27 protein-coding genes are annotated in these 24,410 nt (G+C 46.0%); 26 read left to right on the top strand and 1 reads right to left on the bottom strand.

All coding sequences use genetic code 11. From position 1 onward, the window contains the following. Positions 1–34 precede the first annotated feature (34 nt). From AC0YN7_RS01655 to AC0YN7_RS01730, 16 genes are all read left to right on the top strand, one after another. Positions 35–871, top strand: a complete 837-nt coding sequence (locus AC0YN7_RS01655) for a sugar phosphate isomerase/epimerase family protein (RefSeq protein ID WP_475808204.1) — start codon at positions 35–37, stop codon at positions 869–871. A 640-nt stretch (positions 872–1,511) separates the two neighbouring features. Further along, complete coding sequence (gene spoVAC, locus AC0YN7_RS01660; protein WP_475808205.1) at positions 1,512–2,018, top strand: stage V sporulation protein AC; 507 nt, start codon at positions 1,512–1,514, stop codon at positions 2,016–2,018. A 1-nt stretch (position 2,019) separates the two neighbouring features. Next, entirely contained in the window at positions 2,020–3,033 is a 1,014-nt protein-coding gene (gene spoVAD, locus AC0YN7_RS01665; protein WP_475808206.1) for a stage V sporulation protein AD, read from the top strand. Positions 3,034–3,039: 6 nt separating this feature from the next. Next, positions 3,040–3,390, top strand: coding sequence for a stage V sporulation protein AE (spoVAE, locus tag AC0YN7_RS01670; RefSeq protein WP_475808207.1), 351 nt, complete (start codon positions 3,040–3,042; stop codon positions 3,388–3,390). Positions 3,391–3,529: 139 nt separating this feature from the next. Continuing rightward, the gene (locus AC0YN7_RS01675; RefSeq protein ID WP_475808208.1) at positions 3,530–4,486 is read left to right on the top strand and encodes an AAA family ATPase; all 957 of its coding nucleotides are present in this window, start codon (positions 3,530–3,532) and stop codon (positions 4,484–4,486) included. A gap of 4 nt (positions 4,487–4,490) precedes the next feature. Continuing rightward, positions 4,491–5,738, top strand: a complete 1,248-nt coding sequence (locus AC0YN7_RS01680; RefSeq protein WP_475808209.1) for a DUF58 domain-containing protein — start codon at positions 4,491–4,493, stop codon at positions 5,736–5,738. Beyond that, complete coding sequence (locus tag AC0YN7_RS01685; RefSeq protein WP_475808210.1) at positions 5,735–7,990, top strand: transglutaminase domain-containing protein; 2,256 nt, start codon at positions 5,735–5,737, stop codon at positions 7,988–7,990. Before AC0YN7_RS01680 ends, AC0YN7_RS01685 begins: the two co-directional genes overlap by 4 nt. Before the next feature lie 207 nt (positions 7,991–8,197). Next, a complete protein-coding gene (locus tag AC0YN7_RS01690) occupies positions 8,198–8,722 on the top strand; it encodes a YqeG family HAD IIIA-type phosphatase (RefSeq protein WP_475808211.1) in 525 nt (174 codons plus the stop codon). After that, entirely contained in the window at positions 8,719–9,846 is a 1,128-nt protein-coding gene (gene yqeH / locus AC0YN7_RS01695) for a ribosome biogenesis GTPase YqeH (protein ID WP_475808212.1), read from the top strand. The genes AC0YN7_RS01690 and yqeH overlap by 4 nt, the downstream gene beginning before the upstream one ends. Positions 9,847–9,872: 26 nt before the next feature. Next, complete coding sequence (gene aroE, locus AC0YN7_RS01700; RefSeq protein WP_475808213.1) at positions 9,873–10,742, top strand: shikimate dehydrogenase; 870 nt, start codon at positions 9,873–9,875, stop codon at positions 10,740–10,742. Positions 10,743–10,794: 52 nt separating this feature from the next. Continuing rightward, positions 10,795–11,100, top strand: coding sequence for a ribosome assembly RNA-binding protein YhbY (yhbY, locus tag AC0YN7_RS01705; protein WP_475808214.1), 306 nt, complete (start codon positions 10,795–10,797; stop codon positions 11,098–11,100). A gap of 293 nt (positions 11,101–11,393) precedes the next feature. Continuing rightward, a complete protein-coding gene (gene nadD / locus AC0YN7_RS01710; protein ID WP_475808480.1) occupies positions 11,394–11,966 on the top strand; it encodes a nicotinate-nucleotide adenylyltransferase in 573 nt (190 codons plus the stop codon). Further along, on the top strand, positions 11,956–12,513 hold the full coding sequence (gene yqeK / locus AC0YN7_RS01715) for a bis(5'-nucleosyl)-tetraphosphatase (symmetrical) YqeK (protein WP_475808215.1): 558 nt from the start codon (positions 11,956–11,958) through the stop codon (positions 12,511–12,513). Before nadD ends, yqeK begins: the two co-directional genes overlap by 11 nt. Before the next feature lie 130 nt (positions 12,514–12,643). Then, on the top strand, positions 12,644–12,991 hold the full coding sequence (gene rsfS / locus AC0YN7_RS01720) for a ribosome silencing factor (protein WP_475808216.1): 348 nt from the start codon (positions 12,644–12,646) through the stop codon (positions 12,989–12,991). Further along, positions 12,988–13,950: a CvfB family protein gene (locus tag AC0YN7_RS01725; RefSeq protein WP_475808217.1), complete on the top strand. Its 963-nt coding sequence runs from the start codon at positions 12,988–12,990 to the stop codon at positions 13,948–13,950. Before rsfS ends, AC0YN7_RS01725 begins: the two co-directional genes overlap by 4 nt. Further along, the gene (locus AC0YN7_RS01730) at positions 13,947–14,714 is read left to right on the top strand and encodes a class I SAM-dependent DNA methyltransferase (RefSeq protein WP_475808218.1); all 768 of its coding nucleotides are present in this window, start codon (positions 13,947–13,949) and stop codon (positions 14,712–14,714) included. The genes AC0YN7_RS01725 and AC0YN7_RS01730 overlap by 4 nt, the downstream gene beginning before the upstream one ends. 214 nt (positions 14,715–14,928) lie before the next feature. Here AC0YN7_RS01730 and AC0YN7_RS01735 read toward each other — a convergent pair whose 3' ends face one another. Continuing rightward, a complete protein-coding gene (locus AC0YN7_RS01735) occupies positions 14,929–15,150 on the bottom strand; it encodes a hypothetical protein (protein WP_475808219.1) in 222 nt (73 codons plus the stop codon). 277 nt (positions 15,151–15,427) lie between these two features. On the opposite strand from AC0YN7_RS01735, the gene nrdI reads away from it, so the two are divergent. The 10 genes from nrdI to AC0YN7_RS01785 all read left to right on the top strand — a co-directional run bounded on the left by nrdI (position 15,428) and on the right by AC0YN7_RS01785 (position 24,375). Continuing rightward, positions 15,428–15,787, top strand: coding sequence for a class Ib ribonucleoside-diphosphate reductase assembly flavoprotein NrdI (gene nrdI / locus AC0YN7_RS01740; RefSeq protein WP_475808220.1), 360 nt, complete (start codon positions 15,428–15,430; stop codon positions 15,785–15,787). After that, complete coding sequence (gene nrdE / locus AC0YN7_RS01745) at positions 15,774–17,858, top strand: class 1b ribonucleoside-diphosphate reductase subunit alpha (RefSeq protein WP_475808221.1); 2,085 nt, start codon at positions 15,774–15,776, stop codon at positions 17,856–17,858. Before nrdI ends, nrdE begins: the two co-directional genes overlap by 14 nt. A 58-nt stretch (positions 17,859–17,916) precedes the next feature. Next, positions 17,917–18,876: a class 1b ribonucleoside-diphosphate reductase subunit beta gene (nrdF, locus tag AC0YN7_RS01750; RefSeq protein WP_475808222.1), complete on the top strand. Its 960-nt coding sequence runs from the start codon at positions 17,917–17,919 to the stop codon at positions 18,874–18,876. A gap of 150 nt (positions 18,877–19,026) precedes the next feature. Beyond that, positions 19,027–20,004: an ABC transporter ATP-binding protein gene (locus AC0YN7_RS01755; protein ID WP_475808223.1), complete on the top strand. Its 978-nt coding sequence runs from the start codon at positions 19,027–19,029 to the stop codon at positions 20,002–20,004. Further along, entirely contained in the window at positions 20,004–20,807 is an 804-nt protein-coding gene (locus tag AC0YN7_RS01760) for an ABC transporter permease (protein ID WP_475808224.1), read from the top strand. The genes AC0YN7_RS01755 and AC0YN7_RS01760 overlap by 1 nt, the downstream gene beginning before the upstream one ends. A 5-nt stretch (positions 20,808–20,812) precedes the next feature. Further along, complete coding sequence (locus AC0YN7_RS01765) at positions 20,813–21,595, top strand: ABC transporter permease (RefSeq protein ID WP_475808225.1); 783 nt, start codon at positions 20,813–20,815, stop codon at positions 21,593–21,595. 122 nt (positions 21,596–21,717) lie between these two features. Then, complete coding sequence (hprK, locus tag AC0YN7_RS01770) at positions 21,718–22,626, top strand: HPr(Ser) kinase/phosphatase (protein WP_475808226.1); 909 nt, start codon at positions 21,718–21,720, stop codon at positions 22,624–22,626. A 99-nt stretch (positions 22,627–22,725) separates the two neighbouring features. After that, on the top strand, positions 22,726–23,178 hold the full coding sequence (locus tag AC0YN7_RS01775; RefSeq protein ID WP_475808227.1) for a GyrI-like domain-containing protein: 453 nt from the start codon (positions 22,726–22,728) through the stop codon (positions 23,176–23,178). A gap of 146 nt (positions 23,179–23,324) precedes the next feature. Beyond that, positions 23,325–24,116: a PhzF family phenazine biosynthesis protein gene (locus AC0YN7_RS01780; RefSeq protein ID WP_475808228.1), complete on the top strand. Its 792-nt coding sequence runs from the start codon at positions 23,325–23,327 to the stop codon at positions 24,114–24,116. Between the two features lie 4 nt (positions 24,117–24,120). Next, complete coding sequence (locus AC0YN7_RS01785; protein WP_475808229.1) at positions 24,121–24,375, top strand: DUF2164 domain-containing protein; 255 nt, start codon at positions 24,121–24,123, stop codon at positions 24,373–24,375. The last annotated feature ends 35 nt before the right edge of the window (positions 24,376–24,410 follow it).

The raw sequence follows: 24,410 nt of genomic DNA on the forward strand, positions 1-24,410 counted from the left end.
ATCCAATAACTTATTATGAAGAGGAGGCTCATCTATGATTAGAGGATTAACAGGAGCAGGACTTGGACGTATTGACAATGAAGAGCAATTTATTGAGCTGGCTGCAGCACATGGGTTTCAGGCTGTTGATTTGGATGCCGCTGCTCTCATTGAGCGTCATGGTGTCGAGAAAGCTAGACAATTGCTTGACAGCAATGGGCTTGTTATTGGTTCTATCGGTCTGCCGGTAGAATGGAGAACGACGGAAGAAACCTTTCTTGAAGGGTTGCAAAAGCTTGCGGCATCAGCAGCAGCGGCTGCGGCGCTTGGCTGCACGAGCTGCTGCACATACATTCTACCTTCTACTGATTCGAAGGCAGCTCATTTTATGGCATTGGCTACTCGCAGGCTGCGGACATGCGCGCAAATACTAGGCGCATATGGAATTCGTTTAGGCTTGGAGTTCGTTGGTCCTCATCATTTGCGCACACGATGGGCAAATCCGTTTATTTGGACGTTGGAAGAGACGTTTGATTTAATCGAAGCTATCGGAGAAAGCAATGTAGGCTTGTTGTTTGATGCTTATCATTGGTATACAAATGGCTTGACGGTTGCTGATATCGAGGCGCTGCGCGCTGATCAAATTGTACATGTACATATCAATGATGCGCCAGACGTTCCGCTCGAAGACGCACTGGATAATGGGCGCATATATCCTGGCGAGGGTGTTATCGATTTAGCCGGTTTCCTAGGTGCGCTCAACAAAATTGGCTATAAGGGTGCTGTTTCACAAGAAGTATTATCAGCGGAGCCGCCTGTCCAGTCTCCAGAAGAGCTTGTACAGCGCTCAAAGGCTGGATTTGATAAGGTATATCGTGCTGCTGGTTTATAACAACGATTCTAGCGTGAATCCTTCCGAGGATTCACGCTTTTTTTTTCATGTTATGGGCGATTAGAATGGATATTGTCCAATCAAATACCTAATATTTTCATCCCCCATGTGTTTGAATGGAAAAGATCCAATCAAATTGGCAGTTAGAACTCTTTTTCTGCGGTATGGACGATTAGGTTGGATGAAATACAGTCTGAGTCGATTACTTCGTTATTGATGTAGTTTTGATTGGATGGAATACAGTCTGGGAAAATTACATCGTCTGTGATTGCATTAGTTTTAATACAAAACAAACTTGAATGGAAAAGCCCCAAAACGGGCGGTTCGGTCATATGCTGTAGGTAAAAGCCCGATACGGGAGGAGCAGCCAATGTCCACGAAGCGGAAAAAGAAGCAATCAATGAGCATTCTTGTGCTCGTGTTGTTTGTATTGCTCGTTGTGTTATTATTCGCTATCTAATGGTTACAATCGCATTGCCCTTGGCTGGATATACGGGTCAAGGTTTTTTTGTTTGGGATTTTTTCTTTGCGTATACTTATGAATCCTAACTTGCATAATTAATCCTTTTTTTACAAATGATTAACTAGAAGCAAGGGTGTCTTATAAAGTTGTTCGGAGTGAATAAAAACGGCAATAGAGATGGAGGATGCAGCAGTGGCAGCAAAACCTAAGAGCGGAAATACCTATAAAAAAATGTCGATGTCTCCGAAAGAATACCAATCTTTCGCTAAAGGAATGGAGCCGCCGCGTTCTATATTTACAAATTGCTTAAAGGCATTTGTTATTGGGGGAGGGATTTGTGTAGTTGGACAAGCCATTCAAGAATTGTTTGTTCATCTGCTTCAAATGACTCGTGAAGAAGCGAGCGACCCTACGGTTGCCGTACTTATTTTCATATCGGTTATTTTAACTAGCCTTGGCGTCTACGACAAACTTGCCCAGTGGGCGGGTGCTGGCTCTGCCGTCCCAGTGACAGGGTTCGCGAACTCTATGTGCTCAGCCGCGATAGAGCATAGAAGCGAGGGACTTGTGCTTGGTGTCGGCGGCAACATGTTTAAGCTTGCAGGCTCTGTTATTGTATTCGGAACGGTAGCCGCTTTTTTTGTTGGAATAGCCCATCTCATCCTTGGCACAGGGGGGCAATAACATGCTGCGAGGCAAACAAACGTGGTGGTTCGAAAAGCGCCCGGTTATTATCGGGGAAGCTGCTGTCGTTGGACCAGACGAAGGAGACGGACCGCTCGCGGCAGATTTTGATCTCGTTCATCCTGAGCTGGATATGCAGCAGGCTAGCTGGGAGAAGGCCGAGAGGATGCTGATGGAGCAGGCATCGGAATTTGCGATTCAGAATGCCCGCATCGAACGTGATCAGGTTCAGTTTTATGTGGGCGGCGATCTTATGAACCAAATTATAAGCAATAGCTTTGCTGCTCGCACACTTGGTGTTCCCTTCCTCGGTGTATTTGGCGCCTGCTCCACCTCGATGGAGTCATTGGCACTCGCATCCCTGATTGTTAATTCAGGAGCAGGCACTCATGTACTGGCTGGCACATGCAGTCATAACTGCACGGCAGAGAAACAGTTCCGTTATCCGACGGAATACGGGTCGCAGAAGCCGCCTACAGCCCAATATACGGTTACGGGTGCAGGCGCGGCGGTTGTGGCGTCGGAGGGAGACGGTCCGGTCGTGGAGTGCGCGACAATCGGCAAAGTTATTGACTTGGGAATTACAGATCCCTTTAATATGGGAGCGGCTATGGCTCCAGCGGCTGTAGATACGATTCAATCGCATTTTAATGATACAGGCCGCTCGCCGAGTGATTATGATTTAATAGTGACCGGAGATTTGGCTGGAGTCGGGCATCCAATCGCCAAGGAGCTGCTTTTGCAGAACGGAGTACCTATGAATGATACTGTATTCGGGGATTGCGGTCTCTTAGTTTACGATGTTCAAAGGCAGAAGGTACAGGCAGGCGGCAGCGGCTGCGGCTGCTCGGCGGTTGTCACTTATGGTCATTTACTGAAGCGTATCAAAAAAGGTGAATTGAAACGAATATTAGTGGTTGCTACAGGAGCTTTGCTCTCACCTCTTTCGTATCAGCAAGGAGAATCCATTCCATGCATAGCGCACGCGGTTGCAATTGGATCAGGGAAGGAGTAAGCGTTTATGATCTTTTTGTGGGCTTTTTTAGTCGGGGGAGCTATTTGTGTCCTTGGACAAATTATGTTTGATGTGTTCAAGCTGACTCCGGCTCACACGATGGCTACATTGGTCGTCATTGGGGCGATAGTCGACGGCATTGGCCTGTATGAGCCATTGGTTAAATTTGCAGGCGCGGGCGCTACCGTGCCAATCACAAGCTTTGGTAACGCTCTTGTTCACGGCGCGTTGACTGAGCTACATGATCAAGGGTGGATCGGGGTCATATCCGGTATTTTTAAAGTTACGAGCGCAGGTATTTCAGCAGCGATTATTTTCTCATTTCTAGCAGCTTTGGTCATTAGACCGAAGGGCTGATTAAACACGATCAATTGGGGGATCCTGTGGGATCCTCCAATTTTTTTTGTAGCGAAAAGGTTTGTGAAGTGGAATGGAATTACTGTAAAATAGTAGTAATGTAATTTATACTCAAGCTTTAATTACGGGAGGTAATTAAATGGATATTCGACCTGCAGACATGCAATTATGTGCTACTATTCTACGAAACTTAGATTCTTGTATCCTCGGCAAACAGGAAGAAATCCATAGACTACTTATTGCTGTTATCGCAGGCGGACATGTACTGCTTGAGGATGTTCCTGGTACGGGCAAGACGCAGCTTGTGAAGGCGTTGGCGAAATCAATCGGAGGTCAATTTAGACGGATTCAATGCAATCCGGATCTGCTCCCGACTGATATCACAGGCGTATCCATCTATCACCCGAAGCAAGAAGCGTTTCTATTTAGACCGGGTCCGGTCATGGCGAATATTTTGCTTGCAGATGAAATTAATAGAGCTACGACGAAGACACAATCCGCCTTGCTTGAGGCGATGGAGGAAGGTCATGTAACGGTAGATGGTGATACGTATGAGCTGCCGCGGCCCTTTGTTCTGCTTGCTACCCAGAACCCTATTGAGTTTGAAGGAACCTACACACTCCCGGAGGCGCAGCTTGACCGTTTTATGATGAAGCTGTCGTTAGGTTATCCGAGTGAATCGGATGAGCAGCGCATGGTGCTTTCTAATGAGGGCATCCATCCCTCGGATCGAGTTGAGCCGATGATTAATATAACCGATATGATCCATATTCAGGAGCAGGTGCTGCAGGTTCACATCGATGATGCGGTAGGAAAATATTTAGTAGATATAGTCCGAGGCACGAGAGAGCATGCAAGCATAATGCTTGGCGCGAGTCCGCGCGCGGCGATTGCGCTGGCCCGAGCTGCTAAGGCAAGTGCTTATATTCAGCAACGACAGTTTGTTACACCTGATGATGTGAAGGCATTGGCTTCATACGTGCTCTCGCATCGATTGCTGCTTCGTACGGAGGCGAGAATGAACGGTCTGCGAGCCGAGGACATTATTTCACAGGTGATTCAGTCCACGAAAGTGCCGGTTCGGCTAGAGCGATAACGTGATGACAGCCGCGAGAACGATAAAGATACGCTGGCAGCTTATTGCGGTTATTTATACGATAAATCTTTTCTATTTTTTGTTCCAAGGCGGCAAAACAGCATTTATGCTTTTTATCATACTAAATATGCTTCTATTATATTTGCTGCTTGGACGGTGGAGCGGCATCAACAAAGTAACCGGCAGCAGAGCCTATTCCAGCCAGGGGGCTACCGCGCTTGATCAATCTTTAACAGCAGGAAGCTCACTGGATGTTAACCTTCATGTCAAAATACCCGGCTATTATCCTTTGCCTTTTGTTATCATCAGAGATCAATTGCATCGTCATAACGGGCAAAAGCTAGCCTTCGAAACTTCTTTTGTTCCCAACTGGAAGCGAATAGGCCAAGTCATCTATCAAACGCCGCCTCTGCAGCGAGGTGAATATCGGTTTACGCATACGGAATGTCTATCATACGACGTGTTCGGATTGTTCGAGCATGCTGGACAATTTGGTTCAGAGATGGTGTTCAGCGTATTGCCTCAAACGGTGCCTCTAAGACAATGGCATGGCGTTCAGCGCGGTATTCGCGGGCCATATTCACATGCAATTGCGTCTCGTTCTGCTAAAGAAACGACACAAATTAACGGTGTCCGCGAGTATTTGTATGGCGATCGCTTGTCACGCGTCCACTGGAATGCTACCGCGAAGACCGGTCAATGGAAATCGAAAGCCTTCGAGCGGGAATCATTACCGAGAACGCTAATTATTTTGGACCGTTGTTTAAGCGGGTATGACGGTGAAGTATCCTCTCGTTTTGAATTAGCGGTATCAGCGGCCGCGTCGTTGCTTGAAAACGGACTCAAGGAAGATACAGCCATGGGATTGCTGTCGATTGGCGAGAGTGTGACGATGATGACTCCGAAGGCAGGCATTGATCAGCGGAATATGCTCATGAAGCACTTAACCTTTGTTGATGCAGATGCAATACATCCACTATACAAGTCGTTGCAACGAGCTGACTCATTGCTTGAGGCTGGTTGTTTCGCTGTTATTATTACATCGGAGACTGGGGCTGAACTTATACGAAGCGTAGAATGGCTTTCACGCAAAGGGATTACCCCCTGTGTGCTGCATATTTTATCTTCCGTTGATAAACTGAGCCACAATACCGGTTGGAAGCAAGTGATGCGTGAGCGGAATTGTCCGGTATTCGAAATCGGGCAACTGCAAGATCTCCCTTCCGTACTTGAAGGGGGTGGAATAGCATGAAGCGGATCTTCCTTCCTATCTTCAGATACATGACGATGAATTGGTATGAGAAGCTGTCGTTTATTTTTGTAGCAGTCATTTTAGCAAGTTCCATTTCTATCTTCGAGGACTACTGGTGGGATGAGACGTTTTCTGTCGCTTATTATACGATTTTCACGGCACTGGCGATTGATCTGCTGCTGCCATTGCGACGTCGTTTTATAAAGCTAATATTGCAACTTCTTGCAGCTATTATAATTACAGTTCAGCAAGCTGAAATGGATTGGATGGTTGCGAAGCCGGAACGTTGGCAGGAATGGGTCTGGTGGCTGCAGGAGCATTCTATACAGCTTTATCCGTTCATTTGGATTAGCGGTGCATTGCTATTGATCTATGTGCTGTTTAGCGTATGGACGGTGACACGGTTACGTGTTTTTGGTTTTATTGGCGCTAGTATTTTTTTGCTTACAATCGCCGACTCTTTCACTCCGATTTGGCTATGGGATGAGATTGGATTGATTGTATTCATCGGGTTATTATGGCTCGTTGCAAGCCAATTATCGAGACTGCAGCGTGAACATCCGAACAGCTGGAAGGAGCTTATTGAATACCCGTTTCAATTAATATTGCCAACAGCTTTCGTATTAACGGTTCTTATGACTGTAGGGCTGAATATGCCGTCGGTTTCACCTATACTCCAAGATCCTTATACCATCTGGAGGGAGTCGAAAGGTGAGACTGTACAGATCTTTCTGGGTGATAAAGGAGCGGACGTGAGATCCCCAAAAAGCTCGGCAAATGCAAGCTCAGGCTATAGCAGGAACGATGATACGCTCGGCGGTGGGTTCGATTATGATTATTCTCCAATGATGACTGTCTCGACCAACCAACGCAGCTATTGGCGCGGCGAATCTAAAGCGTTCTATTCCGGAGATGGATGGTTTGATGTAAAGGACGGCGAGGATGATCAGATCGTGTCCGACATTCAGAAGGAAGCGATATTGCCAATTCTTGATGAGCGGCCTTTAGCAAAGACAATGGAGATTAATCAAATTGTGACGATGGTTCGCGAGGATGTGTATCCGGTTCTGTTCGCAGCCGCTCCAATAACGAAAATTCATTGGATTGACAACGAAGAAGCTGACCTGACAAGAGGGGGCTTGATATGGCTGCCTGGCTCTTGGGAGCTGCACTTGCCGAACGGTAAGTCGTTAAGGGAATATCCGACTTCTTATTCAGTAACTTCTACTGTTCCAGAGCTTGATGAGAATGCTTTAAGAAGCGCGACTGCAGGCTGGAGTGATCATTCGAAAGCAAATCGTAATACCGTGTATACACAATTACCGGATACAGTGCCAATGCGAGTTAAAGAGCTTGCAGAGCAAATTACAGCAGAAGCTGCAAATGATTATGATAAAGCTAAGCTGCTGGAAACTTACCTGAGGCTGAACTTTACCTATAATAACAAACCGGACGAAACGAAACTTACAGGTGAGAGCAGTGATTTTGTTGACAAGTTTCTTTTTGAGTTGAAAGAAGGCTATTGTGATTATTTTTCAACTTCAATGGCCGTGATGGCAAGAAGCATTGGTTTGCCTGCAAGATGGGTCAAAGGCTTTTCATCAGGTACTCTTCCGGCTAACTCTTATGGTCCACCAGGCAGTTATATGGAAGAGGATGTTAATCCATCAGGAGCAGGAACATATACCGTACGAAATTCAGATGCTCATTCGTGGGTGGAGATCTACTTTGAAGGCTATGGATGGATCCCATTTGAAGCGACGGCAGGCTTCTCATTCCCTTATACAATTGCTGAAGATGAAGCAGATCCGCTGCCCGAATTGGATACTGACGACTCAGAAGCTGCGGCGCCTGTCCATGCGGAAGACAATTCAAATACTAAGTTTTGGGCATATGGGTCTGCCGCATTGTTAGCAGTGCTTGGATTAGCTTGGCTTATCATTCGTCGTGAGAAAATGATTGCGTTATGGAGAAGGGTACGCTTCGCTTCGTATACAGAAAATGATCGCATCGTAATAGAGACGCACAAGCTGCTGCGCATTTGCAAGAAGCGCGGAATGGAGCGGGAGGAGCATGAGACGCTGCGCGAGGCTGTGCTGCGGTGGTCGCAAAATCAGAAGCGCTTGCGTGAAGATCTTAGAGTAGTGCTGGATGGCTTTGAACAAGCTAAATATAGTAGGGTTGTTGCTTCAAGTGAAGAAGCTGACCGGTTTGTTACACGGGTGAAGGCACTTATTGATCAGCTAAGATGATCGAATACCGTCTGCCAGCGTTTTTGAAATATAGGAAAGCATATCATTTTGCGATACTTTCCCTATATTTCTCCGGAATGAAACGCGCCACCGCTGCAAGGACGGCTACAGCCGTTTCACCTTGGCAGCGGTATTTTTTTGCAACAAATTTGGTTTGTATGGTATAGTTTCGTAAGATAGCAGGCAGAAAGCAGAGGGATATCGATTATGTTTGAACGACTGTTGCCGCACATGCGTGTGAATACGGTGTATGAGATTAATTTAGATGAGCTGCACGCCAGAGGTGTACGCGGCATCATTACGGATTTAGACAATACGCTTGTTGGTGCTAAGGAGGCGTTGGCGACACCGGAGCTCGTGCAGTGGCTTGATGCTGTTCGCTCACGTGGTTTCCAGGTTGTTATCGTTTCTAATAATAATGATTCGCGTGTAGGGAAGTTTGCGGATCCGCTTCAAATTCCTTACATTCATGCTGCTCGCAAGCCGGCTAGCAAGGCATTTCGCAAAGCTTTGAATGTACTACAGCTTCCCGCTGAGCACACGGTTGTCATTGGCGATCAGATGCTGACGGATGTGCTGGGCGGAAATCGTATGGGTTTATATACGATTCTTGTAGCTCCGATCGCGCCTATGGATGAAGGTATTATGACGAGGGTCAATCGACGGATTGAAAAAATCGCGTTAAAAAGTTTAAGGAAAAAAGGTTTATGGTACGAGGGGGATACAAAGTGAGTGAACAACAGCTTAGTCAGGCATCACAGTCATGTGCCGGTTGCGGCGTACAGCTGCAATCGAAACAACCGGATTTGCCTGGGTTTTTACCGGAAACAGCCTTAGGCCGCGATCCGATTATTTGTCAACGATGCTTCCGTATTCGGAATTATAATGAGGCATCATCAGTTGCAGTAGATCAGGATGATTTTCTAAGGCTGCTAGGCAGCATTGGAACGACCGACAGCTTAGTCGTGCATATTGTCGATTTGTATGATTTTGAGGGCAGCTTGATTTCTGGGCTGCAGCGCTTTGTCGGCAATAATCCAGTACTGCTGGTAGTTAACAAAATTGACCTGCTGCCGAAAGCAATGAATGTGAATCGTCTTCGGAATTGGGTTCAGAAGCAAGCCAAGGAAGAAGGACTGCGGACCGTCGATGTCGTGCTTTGCAGCGCGAAGCGTAATATGGGCTTTGAGCATGTTATTGAGGCTCTTGAGCAATATCGGAATGGCCGCGATGTCTATGTGGTCGGTGCAACAAACGTTGGGAAATCTACGCTCATAAATCGTCTTATTCGCGATTACAGCGATATGGAGCGCGAACTGACGACCTCCAGGTATCCGGGAACGACTCTCGACGCGGTCCATATTCCGCTTGACGACGGGAAAGCGATAATTGATACACCAGGCATCGTATATTCAACGCGGATGACTGAAGTTGTGCCGCGCAGCTTCCTAGGCTCTTTGCTGCCGGACAAGCCGATTAAACCGCTCGTCTATCAATTGAACTCAGGCCAGACACTGTTTATTGGCAGTTTAGTTCGATTTGATTTCTTAGAGGGTGATCGTCAATCCTTTACCTTCTATATATCCAATGCATTGAACATACATCGCACGAAGCTTGAACGGGCGGACGAGCTTTACGCGGATCATCGCGGTCAATTACTTGGCGGGCCATCCCTCGAGGAGCTTGAGACGATTCCCGCTTGGACCAGACATTCTCTGCGGGTTAAGCCCGGCAATAGAAAAGATGTATTCATTTCCGGTCTAGGCTGGATACAAGTGAACGGCGCGTCAGGGGCGATGATTGATATTTACGCGCCTAAGGGCGTTAAGGTTATTCTTCGCGATTCAATGATTTAACATGGGCGTTAGGAAGGGGAAACATTGTGACGATAGCAGGCACAGAAAGCCGGATCGACAGCAATACCATTTTGTTCGGCGTAATTGGTCATCCTATACGTCATTCGAAATCTCCAATTATGATGAACCGGGCATTTCAAGAGACAGGGATTAACGGTATTTATATCGCTTCCCTGGTAACGAGTGATCGTTTATCGGATTTCACCGCTGGCGTTCGGGCAATGGGCATTCGCGGCGTCAACGTCACGATACCGCATAAGCTGGATATTATGGACCTGCTTGACGAGATTGACCCGGGTGCGCAAGCGATAGGGGCAGTAAATACAATCGTAAACGACGATGGAAAACTGATCGGTTATAATACGGACGGTATCGGATATGTTCGATCTCTGAAGGAAGAAGCGGAGCCTGATTTATCTGGCAAAAGAATCGTAGTCATCGGCGCGGGCGGCGCGTCTCGCGGCATTATCTACGCTCTTGCGAAAGAGAAGCCATCACATATTACGATTTCAAACCGTTCAGTGGAGCGCGCGATCGAGCTTGCAAATGCGTTTGAGGATCAAGTCGACATTGAAGCTGTGTCTAGTGAAAAGCTTCAAGCAGCTTGTCAGGAAGCTGATATTATTATCAATACAACATCTGTCGGAATGTTTCCGATGACAGATGAGACGCCTGTTGACGCAGCGTGGCTTAAGCCAGACTCTGTCGCGAGCGATTTAATCTATAACCCGATTAAAACGAAATTTCTTGAGCAGGCGGAGCAGCGCGGCTGCCGCATTCACAGCGGCTTGGGCATGTTCATCTATCAGGGGGCATACGCCTTTGAATATTGGACAGGACAACCGGCACCAGTCGCTGCAATGCGTGAAACAGTACTAGCATCGCTTCAAGGCTAAATCAAGCGTGCTAATCATAAGAATTATTGAGATGAAAGAAGGAACAATTACAATGCTTACAGGTAAACAAAAAAGATATTTAAGAGCTCTGGCTCATCATTTGACACCGATTTTCCAGGTGGGCAAAGGCGGCTCTAATGACCACCTCGTGCGTCACATCGAAGAGGCAATCGAGTCCCGCGAGCTTATTAAAGTTTCAGTACTAAACAACTGCCTAGACGATCCGAAAGAAATCGGCGTAGAAATAGCGGCAGCATCCGGCTCCGAGCTCGTCCAAGTAATCGGTAAAACAATTGTGCTCTACAAAGAGTCCAAAGATAATAAACAAATCGAGCTTCCTATGCCTGCTCGTAAATAATTTTATTATTGAACTTTTGCACCATTGATCCATTGGAGCAATGAACTTGTTTCGTGTTGTTGCAGAAATTATTGCTTTTGATGTACCGCGTAGCGGGACAATTGTTCCGAAGAAACGCAGTGCCCACATCTTGTTACCTGATTCTAACCATTAAATGGCTTACAAAATCAAAGAATCAGGGAACGAATGTGGTCGTAGGAATTATTGTCTCGCGCAGCACCATCAATTAGCAATGCTTTTACTGCGTACGGCGAAACAAATGAGGAGCGAAAAATGTGAGCAAGATCGGGATTATGGGCGGCACCTTCGATCCAATCCATATAGGTCACTTGATTGCGGCTGAAACAGCACGCGAGCAATGTAACTTGCACGAGGTATGGTTTATACCATCATACACACCGCCGCTTAAAGCGAATGAACCAGGTGTAAGCGGTGAACGGCGCTACGAAATGGTCTGCGAGGCGATAGAGAGCAATCCATCTTTTCACGCTTTAGACATTGAGCTTCAGCGCGGTGGCGTGAGCTATTCTTATGATACCGTCATGGAGCTGCAGCGCCGCAATCCGGATAATAGCTTTTCTTATATAATCGGATCTGATCGAATTAACGATTTGGCAAAGTGGTACCAAATCGAGCAGTTGGCGAGACATATTTCGTTTATCGGTATGGAACGGCCAACTGATCCAATCCATATTGATGAGCTTCCAAGCTTTTTGCAGGAGCGGCTTCAATTAATAGATATGCCCTCAATCGATATCTCGTCTACGGAGATTAGAAGCAGAGCGAAGGCAGGGCAATCCGTTCAGTACTTAGTGCCGGATGCGGTACATCGCTACATTAGGAGGTACAGTCTGTATGGATCGTGAACAAATGATTGATAAGGTAAGGGCTCAAATGCCCGAGCGCAGATGGCTTCATACACAGGGTGTTATGGAGACAGCTGTATTGCTTTCCGAACGCTTTGGCGCGGACCCGCAACGCGCGGAGAAAGCAGCGATCTTGCATGATGTAGCCAAGTATTGGCCAACCGATCGAATGGAGCAAATCATTCGTGACAACAATTTGCCTGCCGATTTACTGACCTATGACAAAGAGCTGTGGCATGCGCCTGTTGGCGCGTGGGTTGCAGAGCATGAATACGGTGTGACAGATAGTGAAATACTGGACGCTATACGCTATCATACTTCAGGACGCAGAGGGATGACAAAGCTGGAGAAAATCGTTTGCTTAGCAGATTATATGGAGCCAGGCCGCGATTTTCCAGGAGTAGAAGCCATTCGTGAACAAAGCATGGTAGACCTGGATCAGGCGCTTGTCGCTGGATTTAATTCTACGATATCCTTCTTGTTAGCAAAGAGAAAACGAATCTTTCCGCTAACGATAGAAGCAAGGAACGCTTTGCTGGAAGTATAATAAGGATAAGCCGTTCAAAAATCCCCCTATGTAAAACAGGCGGAAATCTTGATTGGCGGGACGAGGTATAACCTCTCCCAGCTCCCTCAGCAAAGGCTGAGAGGTTGTTATAATTAATAGGAGGCTGGCTATGACGATACATTCGGATCAATTGCTAAAAATAACAGTTGCGGCGGCAGAAGATAAAAAAGCAGTGCAGGTCGTTGCTCTAAATTTAAAGGAAATTTCACTAGTTGCGGATTATTTCGTAATCTGCAGCGGTAATTCAGATACGCAGGTACTGGCGATCGCGACAGAAATCAAGAAGCAAGCCGAGATGAGCGGTGCTCGTGTACGCGGTATTGAAGGCATGAATACAGGAAGATGGGTGCTTATCGACCTTGGAGACGTAGTTGTGCATGTTTTCCATCGTGAAGAGCGCGAATACTATAACATTGAGCGTTTATGGTCCGATGCGAAGGTAGTTGAATTCGCATGACCTTCGTAGCAGGAACGACACGAACGTTAAGGGTGGCCCGCGAGGTGTCGCCTTACGGCTATTTCTTGACCGACGGAGAATCGGACGTGTTGATGCACTACACCGAGCTCGTAGGGTCTAAACCGAAAATTGGTAATGAAGTGGAAGCATTTCTGTTCTATGATTCCGAGGATCGTTTGGCTGCTACGATGAAAAAGCCTTTGCTGCAGCTTGACGAGCTTGCTCGCTTGAGGGTTGCTGATGTTCATCCTCGGCTAGGTTGTTTTCTAGAGATGGGCCTAGGCAGACAATTGCTGCTTCCGCTCTCAGAGCTGCCGGAGAGCATCGACTATCGGCCATTGCCGGGCGACGAGGTTTTCGTTGTAATGAAGCATGATAAGATCGGCAGACTTGTGGCGAAAATCGCATTCGAGGAGGAATTGTCCGAGCTTGTTTTTCCGGCACCCTCGGTTTGGAACAACCAATGGGTGGAAGGCTGGGTAACGAAGACGCTGCAGATTGGCTCTTTCGTCATCATTGATGGAGGCGTCGTAGGCTTTGGCGTGTATGGTCATATTCCTAGCTCTGAACGTACAAGACCGCTGCGTCTTGGCGAACGGGTAAGCGCGCGTGTGACCTTTGTACGTGAAGACGGAAGAGTAAATCTTTCGATGTCACAGCGCAAAGAAATTGGCCGTTTAGAGGATGCGGATCGAATTTTAGAGTTTCTCCAGTTAAGGCCGGGCGGCGGCATGCCTTATTCGGATCAAACGGATGCCGATATCATTAAGCAAAAATTCGGAATCAGCAAGGGAGCCTTTAAACGTGCTGTAGGCAAACTAATGCGTGACGGGATAGTCACTCAGAAAGGGAGCTGGACGTACTTGACTGAACAGACGGAGCTGGATGCTTCTGGTCAGTCTGATGTTGAAACGGCTATTGACGCTGGCTCTCATACTGAAGGAGCTGATCAGGAATGACGCATTCCTACGGGCAATTCGCGGCTGTGTATGATCAATTGATGGAAGATATGCCTTATGCGGAATGGCTTGGTTTTGCTAGAGCAGGCTGGTCGCGATATGGTATGCCTTCTACCGTTGTTGATCTTGGCTGCGGTACTGGCAGCATAGCAATTCCGCTTGCCCGGTCCGGTTTTCATGTCTATGGCATCGATCTATCATCGGACATGCTCACGGTTGCTCGCAGTAAATGGGATGAGACGCCCCAGCAGGCGATAAGACCTCGCGCAGGATCCATAAGGTGGCTTCAACAGGATATGCGTGAATGGGAGCTTCAGGAGCCCGTTGACGCAGTCATATCGTTTTGCGATTGCTTGAACTATTTGACGGAAGAGGCTGATATTGAAGCTGCTTTCCGTGCTACATATGCTGGCCTGCGCAGCGGAGGCTCGTTTTTATTTGATATGCACCCACCAAAGCAATTTGTTCGCTATGCGGAAGAGCAGCCGTTTGTTCTGGATGAACGGGATGTCGCCTATATATGGACATGCGACTTTGAGGAGGAGCGTTGCGAGATCGAGCATAATTTAACGATTTTTGCACATGATCGTGATTCGCGGTTTAATCGATTCGAGGAATCTCATGTGCAGCGCGCCTATGATCCAGATTGGATCGAAGCGGCTTTGCGGGGAGCGGGCTTCAAATCGGTTGACCGATATGCTGATTTCGAGCTGATGCCGGTGAATAGTAAATCGGAACGGTTATTTTTTGCGGCTGTTAAATAGAATAGGTGCATACCATTCAACGTGACTTTATATAAAAAAATGGTTGAGCAGAGTTCAAGCCGCTCAGCCATTTTTGTTGCGGTTCATTCGATAAATGTCGGATCGTGTAGCTGATTGTAATATTTTATCAGAATATGAATGGTGAACAAGAAGTGCTATCGGCCTATTGTAATGTTGATTTGACAGCTGCGAAAATGTACGATAAAGATTCGTATTATTCACGAAGAGCGTCCTTTAATCTGCTGTTCATCCCTTGGGATAATGACGTTTTACGCACAGCTTCGAGCTTTAATTTTCTTATTAATTGATTCATTTTTTCATTGTCCTGCTCCAACATACCTATATATGCAAGTAGTTCTGGAGCCGTGTAGCCGGCATCTTCGAATAATTGCTCCAGCTTGGTTCGAATTTTTTCAGCGGATATTTTCTCGTCCATTGCGTCCTCCAATATATCAATAAAATGTCACTATCCCATCATATCGGTATCTGTTAAAATAGTCGAGTGCGTCTAATTTATAAATTAATAATCTCTCCATAATTTTCATTGACGAGACCTATATCTTGATGTAAAATCAAAAACATCAACTACATATTGATGTAGGTAGAGGCTATCAATGAATGATCATTGGTATAACGTGATTAAGCGCAACTGGCAAAAGCATTGTCAGAAGCGCTTTTTGATTGCTTATATACAGTAGGGGAGCGAACGTGCAATGCTAGTTGTTTATGATTCTAAAACAGGCAATGTCAAACGTTTTATTAATAAATTGAACATGCGCAGCATGCGAATCGATGAGCAAAAAGCGGTGGACGAGCCGTTCGTGCTTGTAACGTACACAACAGGGTTCGGCCAAGTTCCAGAGAAGGTGACGTCTTTTTTGGAAAGTAATTCCGAGATGCTCCGCGGCGTGTCTGCGAGCGGTAACCGCAACTGGGGAACAGGGTTTGCCAAGAGTGCGGATACAATCTCTGAACTGTATGATGTGCCTGTCATTTTAAAGTTTGAATTGTCTGGAACGAGTCAAGATACGCAACATTTTGTCGAAAGGGTGCGAACCATTGAAGCATATTGAATTGAACAATGAATTGATGCAACGCGGTGCGGATGGATTTTACCAGCTGGATAAAGATAAAGAGGCAGTTGCCGCATTTATGGTAGAAGTAGAAGAGAAGAGCATGAAGTTCGATTCCCTTCGTCACAAGCTAGACTACTTAATCGAAAACGATTATTACGATAATGTATATGAGAAATATACATATGAGCAGATTGAAGAAGTTTTTACATTAACATCAAACAGCGGCTTTGAATTCCAGTCCTATATGGCGATATCGAAATTTTATAAAGATTACGCAATGAAATCAAACGATAAAGCGCAATATTTAGAGCAATATCCCGACCGTGTAGCAATTGTCGCGTTGCATCTTGGACAAGGCGATGCTGCCAGAGCGCTTAGAATCGCCGATGCTATGATCGATCAGCGCTTGCAGCCGGCAACACCAACGTTCTTGAACGCTGGTAAAAGCCGTCGCGGCGAAATGGTATCATGTTTCTTGCTTGAGATGGATGATTCTCTTAACTCTATCAACTACGTACTAGGCACATGCATGCAGCTCTCCAAGATTGGCGGAGGCGTAGCTGTCAACCTGTCCAAGCTTCGCGGACGCGGTGAACCGATAAAAGGTGTAGAGGGCGCAGCTAAAGGCATTATGCCTGTGCTGAAGCTGATGGAGGATGCATTCTCCTACGCGGATCAAATGGGCCAACGCAAAGGATCCGGAGCAGGCTATTACAATGTGTTTGGCTGGGATATTATAGAATTTCTAGATTGCAAAAAAATTAATGCAGATGAGAAATCACGTATTAAAACGTTGTCGATCGGCCTTATCATACCGAATAAATTTTACGAGCTTGCCGCTCAGAACAAACCTCTTTATGTATTTGGACCACACTCCGTACTGAAGGCTTATGACATACATCTAGATGACATGGATATGGACGAGATGTACGAGGAATTGCTTGCTAATGAACTTGTTACGAAGAAGAAAGTAATGAATGCACGCGACATGCTGACAAAAATCGCTTCGATTCAGCTTGAATCAGGCTACCCATACATCATGAACAAATCCAACGCGAACAGCGCTCACGCTTTGAAAGATATCGGCTCTATCAAGATGTCTAACCTGTGCACAGAAATCTTCCAGCTGCAAGAGACATCCGAAATTAAAGATTACGGCTATGAGGATATTATAAGACGGGATATTAGCTGCAATTTGGCTTCCCTTAACATCGTCAATGTAATGGAAAGCAAGAAAGTGAAGGAATCCGTTCATGTTGGCATAGAAGCACTAACAACGGTTAGCGACTTGTCCAAAATCGACAATGCGCCAGGCGTGCGCAAGGCGAATGAAGAGCTTCACTCGGTTGGTCTTGGTGCAATGAACCTGAATGGTTACTTGGCAAAAAACAAAATCGCTTATGAAAGTGAAGAAGCGAAAGATTTTGCCGGCGTATTTTTTATGATGATGAATTACTATTCCATCGAGCAAAGTATGGAAATTGCTAAAGATCGCGGTGTTACATTCAAAGACTTTGATCGTTCTGAATATGCGAAGGGCACTTACTTCGATCGTTATGTAGAGAATGATTTCCGTCCGAAGACAGCTCGCGTGAAAGAACTGTTCGAAGGCATGGACATTCCATCGCCGCAGGATTGGGCAAACCTGAAGCAAAATGTGCAAACCCATGGTCTATTCCATGCTTATCGTCTTGCTATTGCACCAACGCAAAGCATTTCGTATATCCAAAATGCTACTTCGAGCGTTATGCCGATTGTTGAGCATATCGAGACTCGCACTTATGCGAACTCGACAACATATTATCCGATGCCTTATTTGGCACAAGAAAATTATTTCTACTATAAATCGGCCTACAACATTGATCAGTTCAAGCTGATTGATCTTATTGCTGAAATTCAGCAGCATGTGGATCAAGGTATTTCTTCCGTTCTGCATGTAAATAGTAATGTGTCAACTCGAGAGCTAGCGCGCTTCTACGTTTACGCGGCTCAAAAAGGTCTCAAATCGCTGTATTATACAAGAACAAAGCGGCTTACGGTTGAGGAATGTACGAGCTGCGCAGTTTAATTTTAAATGAACGGTTACGCTAGATAGACGCTTACGTAGCAAAGAAGGAGCTCACCTAATGAAAGCAGTAAACTGGAATCGGCCGGACGATGATTTCACCTTAACGTTCTGGCAACAAAACGTTATGCAATTTTGGACAGATGAAGAAATTCCTTTGTCTGACGATAAAATGGACTGGATGGAAATGACCGACGATGCGCGCACGTTATACAAAAACGTGCTCGGAGGTCTAACGCTGCTCGATACGATTCAAGGCGGAATCGGCATGCCGAAAATTTTGGAGCATGTTGAAGGCTTGCAGCGTAAAGCGGTACTTTCATTTATGTCGATGATGGAGCAAATTCACGCTAAATCATATAGCAGCATTTTCACAACACTCGCTTCTGGAGAAGAGATCGACGAAATCTTCTTATGGGTAGAGCAAAATGAACAGCTGCAGAAGAAAGCGGCATTGATATCTTCCTGGTACGAGAACATCACTGGCCCTAAAGAGCTGTATAAGGCAATGGCTGCTTCCGTATTCTTGGAGAGCTACCTGTTCTACAGCGGCTTCTTCTATCCGCTATACTTGGCAGGACAAGGTAAAATGACGAGCAGCGGTGAAATTATCAACTTGATCTTGCGTGACGAGAGTATTCACGGCTTGTATGTTGGTGTGCTGGCGCAGGAGCTGTACGAAACCTTTAGCAGCGAAGATCAAGCACAGCTGAAAATCGAGCTGTATGCATTGCTGAACGAGCTCTATGAGAACGAGATTGTGTACACAGAGCATCTGTACACTCCGCTTGGTCTAACTGAAGAAGTGAACGTGTACATCCGCTACAATGCGAACAAGGCGCTTATGAACCTCGGAATGGAGCCTCAATTCCCTGAAGATGAGTCAGTTAACCCTATCGTATTTAATGGCATAAGCACACACACGAAGCAGCATGACTTCTTCTCTCAGAAGGGTAACGGCTATGTACGTACCGTTCACGTTGAGCCGCTTAATGATGATGATTTTGTTTTTAACTTTTAAATAAATAGATAAGTTTGAAAAGCATCAGGTCCTTGTGACTTGATGTTTTTTGTTTCTTATTTACGATGAGAAAAGTGAATAAAAGGATAGACAAGTATATTTTGCTATGTTATTATACGTTTCCTATAACTAGAGCGGAGGTCAAAAAAATTGATTACGATAAGTGGTTTAAATAAAACCTATCAGGTTGCAAAGCGTTCGTCAGGACTAGGACAAGCGTTTAAGTCATTGTTTCGCAGGGAGTTCACCAAATTGGAAGCGCTTAATGATATTTCATTTTCAATCGAGCCCGGTGAAATTGTCGGCTATATCGGTCCTAATGGCGCAGGCAAATCAACAACAATCAAGGTAATGAGCGGCATCCTCGTACCTGACAGCGGGACATGTACGATCAAAGGCTTTACACCATGGAAGGATCGAGTCGCATACGTAAAGCATATCGGCGTTGTATTTGGTCAACGATCGCAGCTGTGGTGGGATGTTCCGGTAATCGATTCCTTCGAGCTGCTGCGGGATATTTATAAAGTGCCTGAGCAGGAATATCAAAGTAATTTGGCGCTGTTAACCGAAACGCTCGAGCTGCAGGAAATCATCCAAATGCCGGTTAGACAGCTCAGCCTAGGTCAACGAATGCGCTGCGAAATCGCTGCTTCCTTGCTGCATAGTCCGAGCATACTTTTTCTAGACGAGCCTACAATTGGTCTGGATGCGGTATCTAAAATTGCTGTTCGCCGATTTATTCGCAAGATTAATGAAGAGAAGGGTGTAACCGTCATTTTGACAACTCATGATATGAACGATATTGAAGCGCTGGCGCAGCGAATTATTCTGATTGGCAAGGGGAAGCTGCTCTATGATGGCAGTATTAATGGGATTCGCAATCAATTTGGTACACGCAAAACAATTACTGTTGAATATCGGCATCAAGCTGAGCCTCTTCAGGTGCCAGGAGCGGTGCTTGAATCATGGTCGCCTGAAAGAGCAGTGCTGAGTGTTGACACAGAGCAGGCGGTCATTTCAGAGGTGTTGATTCGATTGTCTGAGCAGGTGGATCTGCTGGATGTATCGATCGACACGATGCCGATTGAGGATATGATTGTACAGCTTTATAAGGAGCATCAAATATAATGAAGGCGTATGTATCGGTTTTTAAGCTACGTCTATATCATGGTTTGCAGTATCGCGCCGCTGCTCTCGCGGGAGTAGCAACACAGTTTTTCTGGGGCTTCATTATCATTATGGTATACGAGGCGTTCTACAGCGGATCATTAACGTCCAGTCCTATATCTTTATCCCAGCTAATTTCTTATGTATGGCTGCAGCAAGCTTTCTTAGCCTTTATAATGTTATGGTTCCGAGACAACGAGCTATTTCAGCTGATTACAAGCGGAAATATAGCATATGAGCTTTGCAGACCAAGCGGAATTTATGGATTATGGTATGCCAAGTTGCTTGCGCAGCGTCTGGCGAGTGCGCTTTTGCGAAGTATGCCCATTTTGGCAGTTGCCTTTTTTTTGCCTGAGCCATATCGGCTGCTGATTCCCTCAGATCTGGCCACCGCGCTGCTATTTATAAGCGCGTTACTAATCGGGCTGCTTATGATTGTGGCAATCTCCATGATGATGTACATAACGGTATTTTATACAATGTCTCCAACGGGGTCACTGCTGTTGTTTGGTGTAATCGGTGAATTTCTGGCGGGGATGATCATTCCGATTCCGCTCATGCCTGCTTGGCTGCAAACTATCGTCTATGTGCTTCCGTTTCGTTGGACGGCTGATTTTCCATTTCGCGTATACTCTGGTCATATTTCGAAAGAGGACGCGTTGATTGGAATACTCATACAGCTTGTTTGGCTTCTCGTATTGGTTGGAGCAGGAAGAATGGCTATGGCGAAATCGCTGCGAAGAGTAGTCGTACAAGGGGGCTGATGGAAATGACGCTTTATTTCAAATATGTATTTATTTTATTAAAATCACAAATGCAGTACAGAACCTCGTTTTGGCTGCTTACATTAGGGCAATTTCTTGTTCCTTTTTCTGTTTTTGCCGGTTTGTATTTTCTATTTGAACGCTTTGGACAGATTAAGGGCTGGGACTTTCAGGAGGTAGCACTTTGCTTCTCAGTTATTCATATGGCATTCGCAATAAGCGAGTGCTTTGCTCGCGGGTTCGATTCTTTCTCCAGCATGGTCGTAAACGGCGAATTTGACCGAGTATTAGTCCGTCCGAGGGGCACGATTATCCAAGTGCTTGGTTCCAGGTTTGAATTTACTCGTGTTGGGAGACTGCTGCAGAGCGCGATGGTTTTGATCTGGGCGATAAGTGAGCTATCGGTGGACTGGACCTTGCTCAAGGCGTTCACACTACTATTTATGATTATAAGTGGTGTATTTATTTTTGCAGGTATTTTTATACTGACGGCAACGATGTGCTTTTGGACGATTCAAGGGCTTGAGATCGCAAACATATTTACGGATGGCGGGAAAGAGATGGCTCAGTACCCGCTGAACATTTATCAGAAGTGGGTAACGCGGTTTTTCACCTTTATTATACCGTTCGGCAGCGTCAACTACTTGCCCTTGCTCTATATTTTAGACAAAACGACTGGGAATGAGCTGGTCTATATTTTATCTCCAGTCGCTGGAATCATCTTTATAATACCTTGTCTACTCGTGTGGCGTGTCGGTGTGAGACATTATCTGTCAACCGGCTCATAACGTCACTTTCAGCGTGTTAACAGTTGACGATTTCGTTACAGTGGCAGGGATATGGGATACGATGTAGAATATAATTTTAGAAAATGGCTCTGTTTTCATAGCAGCAAAGAGGAGGCAAGGCATTGAAATCAATCGTTGTAAGAGAGCTTGCTGAGCGATTCTCGTTAGAAGTGTTAGCAGGAGCGGATCAACTGGATCGTCATGTCATGAAGGCGCGAGCGTATCGTCCTGGACTCGAATTTGTAGGATATTTTGATTTTTTTCCGCAGGAGCATGTGCAAATTTTGGGCAAGAAGGAAATTAACTATTTGCACACATTGACTGAAGAGGAACGAAATCATCATATCGGTAATATTGTAAAATATCATCCGCCTTGCTTTGTCGTTACTTCTGGTCAGGATGGTTTGAAATATTTGACTAAGTATTGTGATGAGGAAGGTATCCCGTTACTGCGTACTAAGGTTATGACAGCATCGTTTATAGGTATGCTGGATGCGTATCTGCTCAAATCTTTGGCACCCGAAATCTCGGTTCACGGCGTTTGCCTTAATGTGTCGGGTATAGGCATTTTACTGCGAGGCAAATCAGGCGTTGGTAAAAGTGAAACGGCGCATACATTAATTAGACGCGGACATCGCCTTGTAGCTGATGATATCGTTGTGCTAAAAAAACTGAGCTCGCAAACGCTGCTTGGCAGTCATAATGAGAAGACAAAGGAATTTCTTGCTCTTCGCAGTGTCGGCCTTGTCAATGTGGTGCGATTGTACGGCAGAAAGGCTTTTCAAGACGAGACGCGAATTGTGCTTGATATCGAGCTGAGCATGTGGCGAGACAACGAGCTGAACAATGAACTGGAGCTGGAGCCTACATTCACGGATTATATGGGCGTACAGATCCCGCATATCGAAATTCAGCTGCAGCCGGGAAGAGATGTGGCAGGTCTAATTGAAGCGGCTGCCAATAATTGGTATCTAAAGCAGCAGGGCTATAGTGCGGTGGAAGAATTCATGAGGCGACTGGAATTAGATTGATTCACGTGCTTTCCATTTACTAGTAAACCATGATACACTATGGGCAGATAAAGCTCATCCTAGCGCACAAGTCCTGACAGATTAGAAGGAGGAAATCGCGTGGAAAACTGCTCAATCGTCACAAAGCCTGCACTCCAATTAATTGGAATTAGCTACTGCGGCCCCTATTCATCGTTTCCGGATGAGGCCATTCGGTTGCAATCCGAATTTTTGACACGAAAGCATGAGTTGAACGATGGATTGAAGTCTACGGTGCTGTACAGTCCGTATTTCGGTAATGAAGTGTTCGCGACATACTGGGCTTGTTACGAGGCGCAGCACATGGAAGAGCTTCCTCCAGGAATGGCTCAGTTTACGATCCCAGCACATCGCTATGCGATGGTTGCCTGCTCGAACAAACGTATTGGAGAAGGGTATGAGCAACTGAATATTTGGATAAACGAGATGCGATTGGAGAAGCATGAAAACGCCGTTTCGATCGAATTATTTTATATCGATGAGCATCATTTGGAGGAAGAGCCGGTCGAATTGCTAATTCCCCTCAAAGGATAACCTTTATAAGAACTTGCGCGTGAAATGTTAAGAAGAATGGGCGGCCATTCGTCTCTAACATTTACGAGAGCAGGTTCTTTTTTGTTTGGTCAGTCTCGAAGTGGTATATTTAAAAGATCTGTAATAATGAAAGGAATGATGGCACCATGCAAGTCGCGATCTTTATCGTAGATGCCTTTACCAAGGAGCGTTTTAAAGGGAATCCTGCCGCAGTATGTTTGCTGGATACTCCGCAGGAGGAGGGATGGATGCAGAAGGTCGCATCGGAAATGAATTTGTCCGAGACAGCGTTTGTTGTTCCTAGTGCGGATGGTTATGATCTGCGTTGGTTTACTCCGCGGGCTGAGGTCGACCTGTGCGGCCATGCTACACTTGCGGCCGCTCATACATTATGGGAGACAGGAGGGCTGTCTCAAACAGAAACGGCACGGTTCATGACGAAGAGCGGGCTGCTTACTGCGGTTTGTGAGAAGGATTGGATTGTGATGGACTTTCCTGCCGAGCCGCCAGAAGCATCTAATGTGCCCGAGGAGCTAGTGCAGGGACTAGGACTAATACCTCGGTTTGCCGGACGAAATCGGATGGACTATTTCGTTGAAGTGGACAGCGAACAGACGGTTCGTACGTTGAAGCCTGATTTTAAGCTGTTCGCAACGCTTCCAGCGCGTGGTGTCATTGTAACGAGCCGTTCTTCGAATGCTTCATTTGACTTTGTATCGAGAGCATTCTTTCCAGGTATAGGAGTCGATGAGGATCCGGTAACCGGTTCGGCACACTGCGCATTAGCTCCATATTGGGCCAAGCGACTTCGCAAGGAAGAGCTTGTCGGCTATCAAGCGTCAGAGCGCGGCGGCATCGTAAAGGTTAAGCAGGGTGGAGAACGCGTTTTCTTGTCGGGACAAGCAGTGACCGTACTTAAAGGAAAAATAGGGGGCTGAGAAGATGATAGGAATGAAACTGCCAAAGGAGCAGAGGGATCAGATCATTGAGCAGATTCAGCAGTTTTTTGAGCTGGAGCGATCAGAAACGATCGGAGCGCTTGCGGCGGGCGAAGTGCTTGATTTTATGATAAAGGAAATTGGGCCTCATCTGTATAATCATGCTATAAATGACGCGCGCACTACGGTGCTCGAACGGATGCAAACACTCGAGGATGAGCTTTACGCGCTGGAGAAACCGATTATAACGAGTCGCTAGATGGGCATTTTGTAGTATTATAAGACTATACAAGC

The sequence above is a fragment of the Paenibacillus sp. J31R122 genome (assembly GCF_056269185.1).

Coding starts and splice junctions, on each gene's coding strand:
- nrdI (WP_475808220.1), top strand. CDS start 15,428: ATGCTAGTTGTTTATGATTCTAAAACAGGCAATGTCAAACGTTTTATT.
- AC0YN7_RS01685 (WP_475808210.1), top strand. CDS start 5,735: ATGAAGCGGATCTTCCTTCCTATCTTCAGATACATGACGATGAATTGG.
- AC0YN7_RS01680 (WP_475808209.1), top strand. CDS start 4,491: ATGACAGCCGCGAGAACGATAAAGATACGCTGGCAGCTTATTGCGGTT.
- AC0YN7_RS01675 (WP_475808208.1), top strand. CDS start 3,530: ATGGATATTCGACCTGCAGACATGCAATTATGTGCTACTATTCTACGA.
- AC0YN7_RS01655 (WP_475808204.1), top strand. CDS start 35: ATGATTAGAGGATTAACAGGAGCAGGACTTGGACGTATTGACAATGAA.
- spoVAD (WP_475808206.1), top strand. CDS start 2,020: ATGCTGCGAGGCAAACAAACGTGGTGGTTCGAAAAGCGCCCGGTTATT.
- AC0YN7_RS01760 (WP_475808224.1), top strand. CDS start 20,004: ATGAAGGCGTATGTATCGGTTTTTAAGCTACGTCTATATCATGGTTTG.
- yqeK (WP_475808215.1), top strand. CDS start 11,956: ATGGATCGTGAACAAATGATTGATAAGGTAAGGGCTCAAATGCCCGAG.
- spoVAC (WP_475808205.1), top strand. CDS start 1,512: ATGGAGGATGCAGCAGTGGCAGCAAAACCTAAGAGCGGAAATACCTAT.
- AC0YN7_RS01690 (WP_475808211.1), top strand. CDS start 8,198: ATGTTTGAACGACTGTTGCCGCACATGCGTGTGAATACGGTGTATGAG.
- AC0YN7_RS01725 (WP_475808217.1), top strand. CDS start 12,988: ATGACCTTCGTAGCAGGAACGACACGAACGTTAAGGGTGGCCCGCGAG.
- AC0YN7_RS01765 (WP_475808225.1), top strand. CDS start 20,813: ATGACGCTTTATTTCAAATATGTATTTATTTTATTAAAATCACAAATG.
- rsfS (WP_475808216.1), top strand. CDS start 12,644: ATGACGATACATTCGGATCAATTGCTAAAAATAACAGTTGCGGCGGCA.
- yhbY (WP_475808214.1), top strand. CDS start 10,795: ATGCTTACAGGTAAACAAAAAAGATATTTAAGAGCTCTGGCTCATCAT.
- nadD (WP_475808480.1), top strand. CDS start 11,394: ATGGGCGGCACCTTCGATCCAATCCATATAGGTCACTTGATTGCGGCT.
- AC0YN7_RS01785 (WP_475808229.1), top strand. CDS start 24,121: ATGATAGGAATGAAACTGCCAAAGGAGCAGAGGGATCAGATCATTGAG.
- nrdF (WP_475808222.1), top strand. CDS start 17,917: ATGAAAGCAGTAAACTGGAATCGGCCGGACGATGATTTCACCTTAACG.
- AC0YN7_RS01780 (WP_475808228.1), top strand. CDS start 23,325: ATGCAAGTCGCGATCTTTATCGTAGATGCCTTTACCAAGGAGCGTTTT.
- spoVAE (WP_475808207.1), top strand. CDS start 3,040: ATGATCTTTTTGTGGGCTTTTTTAGTCGGGGGAGCTATTTGTGTCCTT.
- AC0YN7_RS01730 (WP_475808218.1), top strand. CDS start 13,947: ATGACGCATTCCTACGGGCAATTCGCGGCTGTGTATGATCAATTGATG.
- AC0YN7_RS01735 (WP_475808219.1), bottom strand. CDS start 15,150: ATGGACGAGAAAATATCCGCTGAAAAAATTCGAACCAAGCTGGAGCAA.